A 14,221-nucleotide genomic window follows, 5' to 3' on the forward strand; every position below is an offset into this window, starting at 1 on the left:
TTGAAAAACGACGTCGATCGAGCTACTCAGGCGCTATCGATGCCCAGGGTCCGCCTCATCGGGCAGCTGGTCGGCGAGCACGATCACGACATCCTGCATCTTCCAATCGAGGGCGGTGATCTCCTCCGCCGCCGCAGCGATGTCGCGTGTGGCGACCTTTGCGCGTCGGGCCACCACGAAGGCCTCGACGTGGAAGACCTGCCCCTGATCTCGCAGTCGGACCGCAGCATCTCGCACCCAGGATTGCGCGCGAAGGCGAGCGACGATGTCGCCGGCGAGCGGGTGCGGCTTCTTGCTGTCGAAAGTACGAGCGCGCTCGTCCATGAGATCGACGACTGCCGCTCTCGTGTTGCGAACGCCGTCCCAGATGATGCCGAGCGAGATGAAGATCGCTGCCGCACCGTCGAGCCACCATGCGCCGACGCCGACCCCCAGCACACCGACGATGGACGCCACCGTCGTCTGCCAGTCCGCTTTCGCCATGTCGGCGTCCGCGTAGAGCAGCTTGTTGTGCAGCACGGGCGCGAGCCTGGCCTTCGCGGGCCCGTAGAAGAAGATCGGTCCCACCACGACGACGGCCATGACTGCGACCATCAACCACCCCAGCCAGATCGTCTCACCCCAGATCTGCACCGTGCCGATGGTGGGGTGCTCGCCGGCGATCAAGCCGACAGCGGACTCGACGGCCAGATTCGCGCCGACGACGAAGAGGGCGACGCCGGCGACGAGATGACCGATTCCCATCGCCCGGTGCATTCCGTAAGGGCGGCGGCGGTTCGGTCTGCGCCGCACGAAGAGCAACGCGATCAGGAACGCGAACTGCGGTATCAGCGACAGCATGTCTTCGATCCAGGCGGTGCGCATCGCCTGCGAGTTCCCCACCACGAGTGCGATGACCGCGATCGTCGCGCTCGTGTACGCGATGGTGAACCACTCCCAGCGGATCGCCTTGCGCAGTGCTTCTGCCTGCTCCTGTGGCAGATCGGTGCGTCCGAACCTGTGGAGTCCGCTCACGTGCCGGCCTCCTCATCGAGGAAACGCTCGAGAGCCGACAGGAACGCGTTCTCACCCAATGGCACCAACATCACGATCTCGCGACCCTCCGCGCCGTCGATGCCGGTGTATCCCCGGGTGACGCCTGCCCGATCCAACCACGGAGTGTCCGAGGTGATGCCCCCTGCGATGAGGTCGAGATCGCCTTCCTCCATCATCCGGACGAGGGTCTCTTCGGTCGCGACCGTCCAGTCCGTGTCCGCGTCGAGGCTCGAGGCGAAGTCATCGACCAGGTCGACCACGCTTCCGGACGGTCTGTCCTCGGCGTCCTCCACCAGGGGCAGGTCGGGAGAAACGCCGACGCGAAGCTCGCCCCCACGGACCGTCTCGAGGGTGCCGTCGGGGTCCGAGGGGATCGACACGCCGCACCCGCTCAGCAGAAGGGCGAGCGTCGCGGTCACGGTCGCCGCCACGAGGCCGCGATGGCGGCGCTGACTCACACTCACACTCCGATCCTGTCCGTCGGGCGAGATCGGATGAAGCGGATTGACGCACGCCTCGTGCCGGAGTATTTTCCTCCTCTTCTCGTCCCCGGCGTCGCGGCTTCGTTCGCGGAGATCCGGGCGAATCCGACGACGCCGCGACGTGGGGCAGGGTCAGTCCGCCGGTCGATCCTCGACACCGCGTCGTGCGTGCGCGACCGCCTCCTCGGCATCGTCCACGGCCCGAGCCCGGGACTCCTGCTCCGCTTGCGCCTCCTCGAGCGAGGCCCGGGCTCGCGTCGCATCGCGGCGGACCGCGACGAGTTCTGCGCCGAGTTCGCGCTCCCGGCGGTCCAGCTCCTCGACGCGCAGAGTCGCGGCTCGCAGGCTGCGGTCTGCGGATGCCGCATCGCGGACCGCCCGTTCCCGGCTCTGTTCGGCGGCGCGCAGGGCGCGTTCGGCCTCCCTCCGTTCCCGGCGCGCCTTCACCTCGTCGCGCGGCGCGGCGGCGACCTCCGACGCCTGCGGAGGGCCACCGCCGACGAGGGCGTCCGGGTCGCCCTCGTAATCGCCGGAGGGCTCCAGTTCGCGCAGCAGCCGCCCCGAGGCGACCGCGGCGGCGGCCGCAGGATCGAAGAACGCGGCGGCGATGGTCTGCTGCACCGCGCCTCTCGTCGACGCGGTCACCCGCTCACCTCTCGTCTCGGCGAGCTCTGCGGCTGCCTCGGCGAGCCGATTCGTCAGTGCACGCCGGTCGCGACCCAGCTGCGCGAGGGCGCGGGCGTCCAGATCCTCCTGGGCCTCCCGGAGCTCGCCGGCCAGCTGCAGTGCCTCCTCGAGCTGCGGGGCACGCTCCTGGGCGAACACGTTGACGATCCATGCGGCGACCGAGGGCTTCTTCAGCGTGCGGATCTGGGCGGCCAGTTCGGGGTCCGAGGTGCCTGCGGCCCTGGCATTGCGTGCGGAGACGAATTCCGGGAGCGGAACGCTGTAGAGCTCTCTCGCGATGTCCGTCAACCGAGGGGCCATGCGAGCGACGATACACCGGAGTGCCATGCCGAACATCGCCGTCACAACCTCCGGCCGATTCGCGATCAGTCAGTATTCTGGGGCCATGGCCACGCTGTTCTACGGTGCGTCCGATGTCCCGATCCATATCGAGGACCGGGCGCTCGCGCACCTCAAGATCGTCATCGCGACGAAACTGCGTCGACAGGAGAGCTTCACTCTGTCGTGGCGGCATCCCGATGGCGATGCCGGCGGACGTTCCACCATCTGGATCCACCCGTCGATCCCGCTCCGGTTCACCTTCGACGACCCCGAACAGCCCGAGCTCAACACGCAGTGGATCGATGACCTCATGCAGTCGGTCAACTCCACGGGGGGCATCATGCTCCTCGACGAGGTGCTCGACACGTCGCGGTGGTGACGATAGCGCGCGACCCTGATCCGGCCGACTATGCCGTCGATCCGATGGGTGAGGCGGTCAGCCGGCCCACTCGATCAGGATGAGGCTCTGCCGGGTATCGGCGAACTTCACCCATCCGTCACCGAAGAGATAGGTCATGCCGTAGCCCTCGTCGTCCGTGCCCATCGAGTACTGCGGGTTCTCCGTGATGTAGATGCCGTCAGCGCTGTCTTCGCGGGTCCAGCCGTCGGCCAGCAGCGAAGACTGCGCCTCGGTCGCGTCCTCCGCCGAGATGGGCGACCATCCGTAGAGCTGGCCGTGGTCGGAGGCGACGGTGTAATCCGCCCAGAAGCACAGCAGACCGTCGGGCAGGGGCACTCCGCCGACCACGAACTCCTTCTCTTGGAACGTCCACCCCGCGTCGGTGAGCAGCTTCACCGTGCCGGCGGAGACGATCGTGTCGCACGTCGGAGCGGTCGGTGTCGCGGGCGGCTGCGTCGGGCTCGGCTCTGTGCTCACCTCAGCGGAGGGCAACGGTGACGGCGACGACGGGGTCGCGGCGGCATCCGGAGCGCCGGCACACGCAGCGAGCACGACGGCCAGCGTCAGAGCGCCCAGGGCGGCTGAGATCTTGCGGTGCGTCATCGTTCGCCTTCGTCAGTCATGCAGCAGCTCGAGGAAGGCATCGTGAAGGATGCCGTTGGTGGCGAGTGTCGACAGGTCGGAGATCGTCTCGGTGCCGTCGAACCCGGTCATCCGGCCTCCGGCCTCCCGCACGATCGGCACGGCGGCGGCCACGTCGTACTCCTTGACGCCGAACTCGGCGACCATGTCGATGCGCCCCTCGGCCAGGAGCATGTACGCGTAGATGTCGCCGTAGGCGCGATCACGCCAGACGCGGTCGGCGAGGGTCACCAGCTGGTCGAGGTGACCGGAGTCCGCCCACTGGGTGATGCTCTGGAAGCTCACGCTGGCGTCATCGAGAGACGACACGGCGGAGGTGCGGATGCGGCGCGGCTCTGCATCCGTCGCCGTCCAGGCTCCGGTTCCCGCTGCGGCCCACCAGCGGCGCCCCAGGGCGGGCATGCTCACGACGCCGACCTGCGGCACGCCGTCGACAGCCAGCGCGATCATGGTGCCCCACAGCGGTACGCCGCGCAGGAAGTTCGCGGTGCCGTCGATCGGGTCGATGATCCACTGGCGATGCGTGCTGCCTTCGGCACCGAACTCCTCGCCGAAGATCCCGTCGTCGGGTCGCTCGGTCGCGAGGATCGCCCGGATGGCGCGTTCCGTCGCGAGGTCGGCGTCGGTGACGTGCGAGCGGTCGGCCTTGGTCGACACCTCGAGGTCGGGACTGTCGAACCGTGGCAGCGATTGCGCATCGGCGGCGTCGGCGAGGCGCAGCGCGAGCGCGAGGTCGAGAGAGAGGCGGTCGGCGCTGGGGGAGGCGGTCACCCGTCCAGGATAGTCGCCCGATCCGTCGCGACCGCGAGGGCACGACACGCTGCGACACGCGCGGCGGATGGGATGGAGAGGCCTCGATTTCGCACCGAGACCGTCGGCTGGTAATGTAATTCCTCGGCCGGGGAAACCGGGCCACGCACCTCTAGCTCAATCGGCAGAGCAACTGACTCTTAATCAGTGGGTTCTCGGTTCAAGTCCGAGGGGGTGCACGGATCAGCCTCGATGACTCTCGCCAGTCATCGGGGCTTTTCTGCATCTGGGGCGCTGTCGTCCGGGGCCGCACGCGTGCTTTACCTCCGCGAAGGCAGGCGAGGCGGGCGAGGCGGGCGCGCCGACCGAGTTGCGCTGTCGCTTCGGTCCGCTCGGACTCGGCACCACGGTGATCCGGTTCGAGTACCGGTTCCGTGGTGCCGTGCCCGACGAGGGGGCGACCGGCGCGGCGCCGAGATCACCGTGACGGTCAGCCGGCGGTCTGGTGCCGTCGACTCATGCGGCATCGCCCACCAGGATGGCCGCGGCGTCGTCGACGGCGGGGTCCTCGGGCTCGTCGTCGATGTGTGCGAGGGTCTTGCGCCCGAGGAAGATCGTCAGTGCCGCGACGAGCACTGCGATCGCGGCCACCAGGTAGGGGACGGTGGCGCTGAACGCGTGCCAGAGCGCTGCCGCGAGCGGCGGGGCGATAGCCCCGCCGAGGAATCGCACCGACGAGTACGCCGACGACGCCACCGACCGGGGGAGGTCCGTCGCCTCCATGACCGCCTCCGTCAGCACGGTGTTCATCACCCCGAGCAGCAGGCCGCCGATCACGATGCAGATCACCAGCGCTGTCGCCGATTCGACGAGGAGGCCTGCGACGATCAGGTCGAGCGCGAGTAGGGGGAGCACGAGCAGGATCACCCGCGTGCGCGGCATCCGACGCATGAGCATCGGGGCGACCCAGACGCTGGTGACGGCGAGAGCGAGACCCCATCCGAAGAAGGTGAAGCCGATGCCCATCGCCCCGAACCCGAGGGGGAAGGGCGAGAAGGCCAGCAGGATGAAGAAGCCGATGTTGTAGAAGAACGCCGCGGTGGCGAGCACCGCGAGGGCGGGACGACCGAGGGCCTTGAACGGCGCGGAGAAGGCGACGGGGGTGCGCTTCTCGCCCGGTCCCCGCAGGAGCGCGAGCACCGCGAGGAACGCGATCGCCATGAGCACGACGACTCCGAAGAACGGTACGCGCCAGCTCTGCTCGCCGAGCAGCCCGCCCAGCAGTGGCCCGATAGCGATGCCGAGGCCCAGGGCGGCTTCGTAGAGGATGATCGCCGCCGAGCTGCCGCCGGAGGCTGCTCCGACGATCGTCGCGAGGGCGGTGGAGATGAAGAGCGCGTTGCCGAGGCCCCATCCGGCGCGGAACCCGATGACCGCGTCGACGCTGCCGCTGAGGGCGCAGAAGAGCGCGAACACCACGATCAGCGCCAGTCCGATCAGGAGGGTCTTCTTCGCGCCGATGCGGGAGGAGATCCAACTGGTCACCAGCATGGCGAGTCCGGTCACCGCGAGATAGCTGGTGAACAGCAGCTCGGTCTCGAACGGGCTCGCCTGCAGGGACTCGGCGATCGCCGGGAGGATCGGGTCGACCAGCCCGATGCCCATGAAGGCGACCACGCACGCGAACGCCACGGCCCAGACCTGTGCCGGCTGCTTCCATACGGATGGGGTGGCGGTGCTCACTGTGCTGCTCCTGTCGAATCGTTGGTGGTGTGGGCGGCGAGGATCTCCGCCGCCCGCGTGAGGATGCTCCAGTCCTCGTCCGCCAGTCCGGCGAAGCGCGGGGCCAGAGTGTCGCGGAATTCTGCGCGCCATGCCTGCAACGCGTCCGACCCCGCCTCCGTGATGGCGACCGCAGTCGCCCTCGAGTCCTCCGCGACGGGGGAGCGGAGCACCAGACCGTCGCGCTCCAGGACGCCGACGAGTCGTGTCATGCCCGGCTGCGTGGTGCGCGCCGCAGCGGCGAGCTCGCCCACTCTTCGTGGCCCGGATCGCTCCAGAAGAGTGAGCACCCGCCACTGAGCGGCGGGCGCGTCGTTGCCCGCATCCTGAGCGGCGATGCGCCCGAGCGCGTATCCCGAGAGCACGAGAGAGGGGATGACATCCTGACGTTGCATACCAACAAGTATATACCTGATGGTATGAATCGGATCCGGCCGTGACCGTGACTCAGCGTCGCGCGCCGGCGATCCGTGCCGAGAGCTGGTGCGCGTGCGCGAGCAGGATGCGTCCGAGCTCGGTGATCCGCTCCGGTCCGAACCGGAAGCCGACGCCCGTGAGGCTCAGCGCCCATTCCGGGCGACCCGTCCGGTCGAACACCGCAGCGCCCAGTCCCCAGCTGCCTTCCACGATCAGGCCGGGGTTCACGGCGTATCCGCGCTCCTTCGTCTCGGCGAGCCGAGTGCGCAGGGCGCTCGTGCCGTGCGTGCGACCCCACGTGGTCTCCAGCTCCGGATGCCGCTCGAGGTACGCGTCCACATCGTGGTCGGGCAGGAAGGCGAGGATGGCGAGTCCGGCGCTGGCCACCCCGAGCGGGAATCGCACGCCCTCGCTCAGCACGAAGGAGCGGATCGGGAACGAGCCCTCCTCGCGCACGAGGCACACCGTCTCGTCCGCGCGGCGCACCGACAGGAACGCGCTCTCCTCGGTCTTGACCGCGAGCGAGCGGACGATGTCACGCGCGAGTCCTGTCACGTCGTAGCGCGTCGCCGCCACCGAGCCCATCAGGAAGAGCTCAGGACCGGGCATCCATCGACCGCTCACCTCGTCGCGGTCGACCAGCCCCTCGACGCGCAGGGCGGAGAGGAGGCGATGTGCGGTGGACCGCGACAGCTCTGCGGCGCGGGCGAGGTCCACCACCGACGCGCCGTCGGTGCCGCTCGCCGTGACCGCGCGAAGGAGCCTCGCCGCTCGGGCGATCGCCTGCGTGCCGGGAACGACCTGCGTCGGTGTGTCCATGATGTGGACGCTACGCGGCGATACGCCCACATCGCAAGCGGTGCTCTTCCCGATCGCGCGGCGGGGAGGGATGCTGGAGACAGTCACCCTTCGAAGGAGCACGCGTGATCGACAAACACTGGGCCTCTGCGGCCGACGCCGTCGCCGACATCTCGGACGGCTCCTCGCTCGCGGTCGGCGGGTTCGGGCTCTCCGGCAATCCGATCGCGTTGATCGAAGCGCTCCTCGCACAGGGGACGAAGGATCTGAGCGTGGTGAGCAACAACTGCGGCGTCGATGACTGGGGGCTCGGGGTCCTGCTCGCCGCCCGGCGAATCCGCAAGATGACCTCGTCGTACGTGGGTGAGAACCGTGAGTTCGAGCGGCAGTTCCTCTCGGGCGAGCTCGAACTCGAGCTGACACCGCAGGGCACTCTCGCCGAGAAGCTGCGGGCCGGCGGATCGGGCATCGCCGCGTTCTTCACGCAGACCGGCGTGGGCACCCAGGTCGCCGAGGGCGGGCTGCCCCGCCGCTACGCGCCCGACGGGTCCATCGCCGTCGCATCGCCCGTCAAAGACGTGCGCACCTTCGACAACGGTCAGGGGCCGCGGGAGTACGTGCTCGAAGAGGCCATCACGACGGACTTCTCGCTCGTGCACGCGCTGGCCGGCGACCGGCACGGCAACCTGGTCTTCAACAAGGCCGCTCGCAACTTCAACCCGCTCGCCGCGATGGCCGGACGCATCTGCATCGCGCAGGTCGAAGAACTCGTGGAACCCGGGGTCCTCGACCCCGATCGCATCCATCTTCCCGGGGTGTTCGTGCACCGCGTGGTCGAAGTGGGCCGCGACATCCCCAAGCGCATCGAGCGACGCACGGTCGCCACGGAAGGATCCTGACATGGCCCTCACTCGAGACGAGATGGCCGCGAGGGCGGCGGCCGAACTGCAGGACGGGTCGTACGTGAACCTCGGGATCGGATTGCCGACCCTCGTGCCCAACCACGTGCCCGAGGCGGTCACCGTGGTGCTCCAGTCCGAGAACGGCATCCTGGGGGTCGGCCCGTACCCGCGCGAGGACGCCGTGGATCCCGATCTCATCAACGCAGGCAAGGAGACGGTGACCGTGCGTCCCGGTGCGGCCTTCTTCGACTCGGCGACCAGTTTCGGGATGATCCGAGGCGGCAAGATCGATGCGGCCATCCTCGGGGCGATGCAGGTGTCGGCGACGGGCGACCTCGCGAACTGGATGATCCCGGGGAAGATGGTCAAAGGTCCCGGCGGCGCGATGGACCTCGTGCACGGCGCCGCGCGTGTCATCGTCCTCATGGAGCATGTGGCGCGGGACGGATCCGCCAAGATCGTGGACGCCTGTTCACTGCCCCTCACGGGGCGCGGCGTCGTCGACCGGATCATCACCGATCTGGCGGTCATCGATGTCACCGACCGAGGGCTCGTGCTCGTCGAGATCGCCCCTGGCGTCACCGTGGAGCAGGTCGTCGCCGCGACCGAACCACCCCTCACCGTCCCCGATGACCTGCTGAACACGAACACGAACACGAGTACGAATACGAACACGGAGAGCTGAAGAGATGACCACGACCGACCGGTCCACGAATCCGTCCGACGACCACGACATCGTGATCGTCGCCGCCGCCCGCACCCCGCAGGGGCGCCTCAAAGGGCAGCTGGCGAGCTTCACCGCGGTGCAGCTCGGAGCCCTCGCGATCCGCGGCGCTCTCACGCAGGCATCCGTCGCGCCCGACGCCGTCGACGCCGTGATCGTCGGGCAGGTGCTCGCCGCGGGCTCGGGGCAGAATGCTGCGAGGCAGGCGGCCATCGGTGCAGGCATCGGATGGGACGTGCCCGCGCACTCGGTGAACAAGGTCTGCCTCTCGGGACTGACGGCGATCATCGACGCGGCACGGATGATCCGCACGGGAGACGCCGCCGTCGTCGTCGCGGCGGGCATGGAGTCGATGACTCGCGCACCGCATCTGCTGATGGGCTCACGCGACGGGTGGACCTACGGCAGCGTCGAAGTGCTCGACCACCTGGCGTACGACGGCCTGACCGATGCCTACGACCGGGAGAGCATGGGGGCGTCGACCGAGCGGCACAACGCCCGCTTCGACCTCACCCGTCGCGCGCAGGACGAGGTCGCCGCGCTGTCGCATCAGCGGGCCGCCGCGGCGCAGGCCGCGGGGGTGTTCGACGACGAGATCATTCCCGTGTCGGTGCCGCAGCGCCGAGGTGAGCCGCTGACCGTCACGGCGGACGAGGGCATCCGTCCCGACACCACCGTCGAGACCCTCGGCGCGCTGCGTGCGGCGTTCGCGGAGGGCGGCTCGATCACCGCGGGGAACTCGTCGCAGATCTCCGACGGTGCCTCGGCGGTCGTGGTGACCACCAGGGCGACGGCGGACGCACACGGATGGCCGGTGCTGGCGACCGTCGGGGCCAGCGGTCAGACGGCGGGACCTGACAATTCGCTGCAGGCGCAGCCCGCCCGCGCGATCGAGCGCGCATGCGAGAAGCAGGGGATGGCTCCCTCCGATCTCGACTTCGTCGAGATCAACGAGGCGTTCGGCGCAGTGGTCGCGCGATCGCAGACAGAACTCGGCCTGTCGAGCGACATCGTGAACATCCACGGCGGAGGCATCGCCATCGGGCACCCGATCGGCGCATCAGGGACGCGGCTGGTGGTCCACGCGGTGCACGAACTGGCGCGTCGCGGATCGGGGAACGCCGCGGTCGGCCTGTGCGGGGGCGGCGGCCAGGGGGAGGCGCTGATCCTCACCCGGTGAACGTCACCGCGGGTGAGCGTCAGTGCGGGGGAGCGTCAGCGCTTGAGGGGCTTGATGCCCTTCTTGGCGTCCTTCTCCTGCTGCTTCTTCTGCTTCGCGTAGACGGGCGAGTCATGCGAGACCGGGCGGCCCTGCTTGGCCCGACGGGTGTCGATCGCGGCGCCGATGGCCAGGGCCATCGTGATGCCCCAGCTCACCCAGGCGAGAGCGGATCGCCACGTCAGCGGCGTGTCGCGAGAGCCGCGGAGCAGGTTCGCCCCGGTCATGAGAGATCCGAGGAGTCCGGTACCCGTGAGGTAGTTCATACCCTCACGCTACCCGGCCGAGTCCGCCGACGCTCCCGCTTGACAACCGGGCGGCGCGCCTGGCATATCTCTGCGCTCACCCAGCCGGCGTTCCGGTCGCCGCGCTATCATGGGGGAGTCGCGGCTGGTCCGCGGCCGCAATCCGTGTATCTACCGGCCGCCGGCACTCCGGCGGACAGCGGCGGCACCCGACCCCGCGTCGGAAGACGCGCGAGAGCCACGATGACCCACGTCACCCCCACCCCGCAGCACGCTTCCCCTTCGACCGCAGAGGGGCCGGGACTGCTCCGCATCGCGGGCCTCCCGTATTTCCTCATCGCTTTCATCGCTCGCCTTCCGTTCGCGATGATGGTCGTCGGTGTGCTCACCGTCGTCGTCTCGGCGCGCGGCTCGCTGTCGCTCGGGGGACTCACCTCTGCAGCGGTCGGCCTGGGCACCGCCTGCTTCGGTCCGCTTCTCGGCGCCGCTGCCGACCGGTTCGGCCAGCGCACCGTGCTCCTCGTCCTCGCCCTCGCCAACGGGGCGATGCTCGTGGTCTTCACGCTCGTCGTCTATGCGGGCGCGGCCGACGCGCTGGTCCTCGTCTCGGCGTTCGGCATCGGGGCGACGGCACCGCAGGTCGCCCCGATGTCGCGGTCGAGACTCGTGACGATGATCGCGGACCGCATGCCTCAGGCCGTGCGCGCCCGGACCGTGTCGGGGACCATGGCGTACGAGTCCGCGGCCGACGAGACGGTGTTCGTCTTCGGGCCCTTTCTCGTCGGCATCCTCGCATCCGCGCTCGCGCCGTGGGCGCCGCTGGTCGGAGCAGCCGCACTGACGGTGGTGTTCGTCGGCGCCTTCGCGCTGCACCCGAGCGCACGTGCGGTCTCGCTGCACCGCGGCGTCGACGGACGCGCGCCGTCGGCGGTCTCCGAGCTCTTCACCCCGCGCGTGCTCATCGTCGTCATCGGCATCCTCGGCGTCGGCATGTTCTTCGGCACCATGCTCACCGCCCTGACCTCCTTCATGGCGGATCGGGGAGCCCCCGAGCAGGCGGGCCTGCTCTACGGGGTCATGGGGGTCGGCTCCGCCATCCTCGCGCTCGGCGTCGCCTGGCTCCCCTCGCGGTTCTCGCTGCGGGCGCGCTGGCTCGTGTTCTCCGGCATCCTGCTCGGGGGGAGCCTGCTGCTGCTGCGCGTCGACACCCCCGAGATGATGATGCTCGCCCTCGCGATCATGGGGATCGGGATCGGCCCGACCCTGGTCACCCAGTACAGCTTCGGGGCCGCGCGCAGTCCGCTCGGTCGCTCCGCGACCGTGATGACCATGCTCGGCTCCGGCATCGTCGTGGGTCAATCGCTCGGTGCAGCGGTCGCGGGAGAACTCGCGGAGAGCGCGGGGACGACCAGCGCGCTCCTGCTTCCGATCATCGCTGCGTCGGTAGCGTTCGTCGCGGGGCTTGTCAACTGGCGACTGAGCGCAGCCGAACCTCGCGTAGCCTCGGTCTGAGCTTCTGTAGCCTGAGAAGCACACCTTCCAGCGTCAGGAGATCTCGCCATGTCAGACGCAGAATTCGTCGTCGTCGCCAACCGACTGCCCGTCGACCGGGTCGTGGGCGTCGACGGCGTGGAGGAGTGGCGCACGTCGCCCGGCGGACTCGTCGCGGCTCTCGAGCCGATGATGCGCACGGCGCACGGCGCGTGGGTCGGGTGGCCCGGTCAGCCGGATGTGCATCTCGACCGCTTCGAGATCAACGGCATCGACCTCGTGCCCGTCGCGCTCAGCGCGGAAGAGGTGGCCGACTACTACGAGGGCTTCGCGAACGACACGATCTGGCCGCTGTACCACGATGTGATCGCGCCGCCGCAGTACCACCGCGAATGGTGGGACGCCTACGTCAAGGTCAACCGGCGCTTCGCCGAGGCCGCAGCCTCCGTCGCCGCGCCGAACGCCACGGTCTGGGTGCACGACTACCAGCTGCAGCTCGTGCCGCAGATGGTCCGCGAGCTGCGAGACGACGTGACCATCGGCTACTTCCACCACATCCCGTTCCCTGCCCACGGCCTGTACGCGCAGCTGCCGTGGCGTGACCAGGTGCTCACCGGTCTGCTGGGCGCCGACGTCATCGGCTTCCAGCGCGCGCAGGACGCGACGTACTTCCTCACCGCCGTGCGGCGGCGGCTGCGCCACGAGGTCAAGGGGTCTGCGGTCGCCGTTCCCACACCCGACGGCGGCACGCGCACCGCGCTGGCGAAGGCGTTCCCGATCTCCATCGACACGGAGCCGTACCTCGAACTCGCCGCACGCCCCGAGGTGCGGGCCCGTGCGGCCGAGATCCGGGCCAGCCTCGGCAATCCGAAGAAGATCCTGCTCGGCGTCGATCGACTCGACTACACCAAGGGCATCCGGCATCGCATCAAGGCCTACGGGGAGCTGCTCGAAGACGGCATCTTGAGCGTCGAGGACATCACCTTCGTGCAGGTCGCGAGTCCGAGCCGGGAGCGGGTGGACGCCTACGTGCACCTGCGCGACGAGATCGAGCTCGCGGTGGGCCGGATCAACGGCGACCACGACACGATGGGTCACACCGCCATCCGCTATCTGCATCAGGGCTACCCGCGCGAGGAGATGGTCGCGCTGTACCTCGCCGCCGACGTCATGCTCGTGACGGCGCTGCGCGACGGCATGAACCTGGTCGCGAAGGAGTACGTCGCGACCAGGGCCGACAACCGCGGGGTGCTCGTGCTGAGCGAGTTCACCGGTGCCGCCGACGAGCTGCGGCAGGCCGTGCGGGTCAACCCGCATGACATCGCGGGCCTCAAGGACGCGATCATGACGGCGGTCACGATGACTCCCTCGGAGCAGGGCAAACGCATGCGGTCGCTGCGCCGGCGGGTGCTCGAGAACGATGTGAACGCCTGGTCCTCCTCGTTCCTGCGTGCTCTCGCGGAGGTCCGCGGGTCCTGAGCCCGGCGTCCATACTGGAGGGACCCGCATCGATTGGAGACCCTGTGACCCGCACCTGGACCCCCGGAACCGCCGATGAGGCGATCACCGCGATAGCCGCGACGCCACGTCTCGTCGTCGCCCTCGACTTCGACGGCACGGCATCGCCCCTCGTCCCCGACCCCATGGCGGCACGCGCGCTGCCGGAGGTGGCCACCCAGGTCGCGAGACTCGCGGCGATGCCCGACACGGTCGTCGCCTACGTCTCGGGGCGCAGCATGCACGACCTCCGTGAGATCACCGAGCACACCGACGACTCGCCGATCGCCCTCGCGGGCTCCCACGGCGCCCAGTACTGGTTCCCCGGAACGGGAGAGGCCGACGCGACGGGGCCCGATACCGCCGAGGGTGACCGCGAAGAGCTGTGGGCGGCTGCGCGCCCGATCATCGATCGTCACGAGGGCGCCGAGTTCGAGCCCAAGACGTTCGGGATGGGGGTGCACACGCGCACCGCGACCGCGGAGGTCGAGAAAGAGGTGTTCGCCGAGATCGATGCGCTCGTCGCCGGACGCTTCCCGCACTGGCGTCGCCGCGCCGGACACCGTGTTCTCGAGTTCTCGTCGCGCAGCGAGGGCAAGGACGCCGCGATGACGGCTCTTCGCGAGCAGTTCGATGCGACCGGCATCCTGTTCGCCGGCGACGACGTCACCGACGAGGATGCGATGCGCGTGCTGACCGACGGCGATCTCGGTGTGCGCGTGGGGCCGGGTGACAGCGCCGCCGTGCTGCGTGTGGGGAATCCACAAGAGATGGCCCGGCTTCTGGAGGCGCTCGCGGACGAGCGGGCCTCTCGGCGGGAATAGACTTC

The 14,221-nt window shown here is 69.3% G+C and carries 16 protein-coding genes and 1 tRNA gene; 8 read left to right on the forward strand and 9 right to left on the reverse strand.

Annotation, left to right across the window (positions count from 1 at the left end; translation table 11 throughout):
* Positions 1–33: 33 nt before the first annotated feature.
* From DXT68_RS07150 to DXT68_RS07160, 3 genes are all read right to left on the reverse strand, one after another.
* Positions 34–1,014 (reverse strand): cation efflux transmembrane domain-containing protein, encoded by a 981-nt coding sequence (locus tag DXT68_RS07150; RefSeq protein ID WP_045255298.1) that lies wholly within the window; start codon positions 1,012–1,014, stop codon positions 34–36.
* On the reverse strand, positions 1,011–1,499 hold the full coding sequence (locus tag DXT68_RS07155) for a transporter substrate-binding domain-containing protein (protein WP_341853375.1): 489 nt from the start codon (positions 1,497–1,499) through the stop codon (positions 1,011–1,013). The genes DXT68_RS07150 and DXT68_RS07155 overlap by 4 nt, the downstream gene beginning before the upstream one ends.
* 150 nt (positions 1,500–1,649) lie before the next feature.
* Entirely contained in the window at positions 1,650–2,504 is an 855-nt protein-coding gene (locus DXT68_RS07160; RefSeq protein ID WP_045255654.1) for a hypothetical protein, read from the reverse strand.
* A gap of 85 nt (positions 2,505–2,589) precedes the next feature.
* Here DXT68_RS07160 and DXT68_RS07165 point away from each other — a divergent pair, with 85 nt between their 5' ends.
* Complete coding sequence (locus DXT68_RS07165; protein WP_045255653.1) at positions 2,590–2,904, forward strand: DUF7882 family protein; 315 nt, start codon at positions 2,590–2,592, stop codon at positions 2,902–2,904.
* A 57-nt stretch (positions 2,905–2,961) separates the two neighbouring features.
* Here DXT68_RS07165 and DXT68_RS07170 read toward each other — a convergent pair whose 3' ends face one another.
* Together DXT68_RS07170 and hisN are read right to left on the reverse strand one after the other, a co-directional pair.
* Positions 2,962–3,528 (reverse strand): hypothetical protein, encoded by a 567-nt coding sequence (locus DXT68_RS07170; protein WP_045255296.1) that lies wholly within the window; start codon positions 3,526–3,528, stop codon positions 2,962–2,964.
* A gap of 12 nt (positions 3,529–3,540) precedes the next feature.
* On the reverse strand, positions 3,541–4,338 hold the full coding sequence (gene hisN, locus DXT68_RS07175; protein WP_045255295.1) for a histidinol-phosphatase: 798 nt from the start codon (positions 4,336–4,338) through the stop codon (positions 3,541–3,543).
* A 145-nt stretch (positions 4,339–4,483) separates the two neighbouring features.
* On the opposite strand from hisN, the gene DXT68_RS07180 reads away from it, so the two are divergent.
* Positions 4,484–4,556 (forward strand) — tRNA-Lys (locus DXT68_RS07180).
* A 277-nt stretch (positions 4,557–4,833) separates the two neighbouring features.
* Here DXT68_RS07180 and DXT68_RS07185 read toward each other — a convergent pair.
* From DXT68_RS07185 to DXT68_RS07195, 3 genes are read right to left on the reverse strand one after another with little or no spacing between them, the layout of a single operon-like run.
* Positions 4,834–6,060, reverse strand: coding sequence for an MFS transporter (locus tag DXT68_RS07185; protein ID WP_045255294.1), 1,227 nt, complete (start codon positions 6,058–6,060; stop codon positions 4,834–4,836).
* Positions 6,057–6,494 (reverse strand): MarR family winged helix-turn-helix transcriptional regulator, encoded by a 438-nt coding sequence (locus DXT68_RS07190; RefSeq protein WP_045255293.1) that lies wholly within the window; start codon positions 6,492–6,494, stop codon positions 6,057–6,059. The genes DXT68_RS07185 and DXT68_RS07190 overlap by 4 nt, the downstream gene beginning before the upstream one ends.
* Before the next feature lie 52 nt (positions 6,495–6,546).
* Positions 6,547–7,335, reverse strand: coding sequence for an IclR family transcriptional regulator (locus DXT68_RS07195; protein ID WP_045255292.1), 789 nt, complete (start codon positions 7,333–7,335; stop codon positions 6,547–6,549).
* A gap of 104 nt (positions 7,336–7,439) precedes the next feature.
* On the opposite strand from DXT68_RS07195, the gene DXT68_RS07200 reads away from it, so the two are divergent.
* From DXT68_RS07200 to DXT68_RS07210, 3 genes are read left to right on the forward strand one after another with little or no spacing between them, the layout of a single operon-like run.
* On the forward strand, positions 7,440–8,213 hold the full coding sequence (locus DXT68_RS07200; protein ID WP_045255291.1) for a CoA transferase subunit A: 774 nt from the start codon (positions 7,440–7,442) through the stop codon (positions 8,211–8,213).
* 1 nt (position 8,214) lies between these two features.
* On the forward strand, positions 8,215–8,901 hold the full coding sequence (locus tag DXT68_RS07205) for a 3-oxoacid CoA-transferase subunit B (protein ID WP_174233198.1): 687 nt from the start codon (positions 8,215–8,217) through the stop codon (positions 8,899–8,901).
* Positions 8,902–8,905: 4 nt separating this feature from the next.
* Positions 8,906–10,120: an acetyl-CoA C-acetyltransferase gene (locus tag DXT68_RS07210; protein WP_045255290.1), complete on the forward strand. Its 1,215-nt coding sequence runs from the start codon at positions 8,906–8,908 to the stop codon at positions 10,118–10,120.
* A gap of 35 nt (positions 10,121–10,155) precedes the next feature.
* Here the strand turns inward: DXT68_RS07210 and DXT68_RS07215 are convergent, their stop codons facing one another.
* Positions 10,156–10,425: a hypothetical protein gene (locus tag DXT68_RS07215; protein WP_045255289.1), complete on the reverse strand. Its 270-nt coding sequence runs from the start codon at positions 10,423–10,425 to the stop codon at positions 10,156–10,158.
* A gap of 222 nt (positions 10,426–10,647) precedes the next feature.
* On the opposite strand from DXT68_RS07215, the gene DXT68_RS07220 reads away from it, so the two are divergent.
* Genes DXT68_RS07220 through otsB form a run of 3 tightly spaced genes read left to right on the forward strand, consistent with a single transcriptional unit; the run spans position 10,648 to position 14,216 of the window.
* The gene (locus DXT68_RS07220; protein WP_045255288.1) at positions 10,648–11,916 is read left to right on the forward strand and encodes an MFS transporter; all 1,269 of its coding nucleotides are present in this window, start codon (positions 10,648–10,650) and stop codon (positions 11,914–11,916) included.
* Positions 11,917–11,964: 48 nt separating this feature from the next.
* Positions 11,965–13,374, forward strand: a complete 1,410-nt coding sequence (locus DXT68_RS07225) for an alpha,alpha-trehalose-phosphate synthase (UDP-forming) (RefSeq protein ID WP_045255287.1) — start codon at positions 11,965–11,967, stop codon at positions 13,372–13,374.
* Positions 13,375–13,418: 44 nt separating this feature from the next.
* A complete protein-coding gene (gene otsB / locus DXT68_RS07230) occupies positions 13,419–14,216 on the forward strand; it encodes a trehalose-phosphatase (RefSeq protein ID WP_045255286.1) in 798 nt (265 codons plus the stop codon).
* Positions 14,217–14,221 lie beyond the last annotated feature (5 nt).

Origin of the sequence: Microbacterium foliorum (assembly GCF_003367705.1) — a bacterium.
GTDB classification, from domain to species: domain Bacteria; phylum Actinomycetota; class Actinomycetes; order Actinomycetales; family Microbacteriaceae; genus Microbacterium; species Microbacterium foliorum.

Excerpts from the sequence above, each read along its gene's own strand:
- DXT68_RS07215 (WP_045255289.1), bottom strand. The coding sequence starts at position 10,425 with ATGAACTACCTCACGGGTACCGGACTCCTCGGATCTCTCATGACCGGG.
- DXT68_RS07220 (WP_045255288.1), top strand. The coding sequence starts at position 10,648 with ATGACCCACGTCACCCCCACCCCGCAGCACGCTTCCCCTTCGACCGCA.
- DXT68_RS07195 (WP_045255292.1), bottom strand. The coding sequence starts at position 7,335 with ATGGACACACCGACGCAGGTCGTTCCCGGCACGCAGGCGATCGCCCGA.
- DXT68_RS07205 (WP_174233198.1), top strand. The coding sequence starts at position 8,215 with ATGGCCCTCACTCGAGACGAGATGGCCGCGAGGGCGGCGGCCGAACTG.
- DXT68_RS07165 (WP_045255653.1), top strand. The coding sequence starts at position 2,590 with ATGGCCACGCTGTTCTACGGTGCGTCCGATGTCCCGATCCATATCGAG.
- DXT68_RS07160 (WP_045255654.1), bottom strand. The coding sequence starts at position 2,504 with ATGGCCCCTCGGTTGACGGACATCGCGAGAGAGCTCTACAGCGTTCCG.
- DXT68_RS07225 (WP_045255287.1), top strand. The coding sequence starts at position 11,965 with ATGTCAGACGCAGAATTCGTCGTCGTCGCCAACCGACTGCCCGTCGAC.
- DXT68_RS07190 (WP_045255293.1), bottom strand. The coding sequence starts at position 6,494 with ATGCAACGTCAGGATGTCATCCCCTCTCTCGTGCTCTCGGGATACGCG.
- DXT68_RS07210 (WP_045255290.1), top strand. The coding sequence starts at position 8,906 with ATGACCACGACCGACCGGTCCACGAATCCGTCCGACGACCACGACATC.
- DXT68_RS07170 (WP_045255296.1), bottom strand. The coding sequence starts at position 3,528 with ATGACGCACCGCAAGATCTCAGCCGCCCTGGGCGCTCTGACGCTGGCC.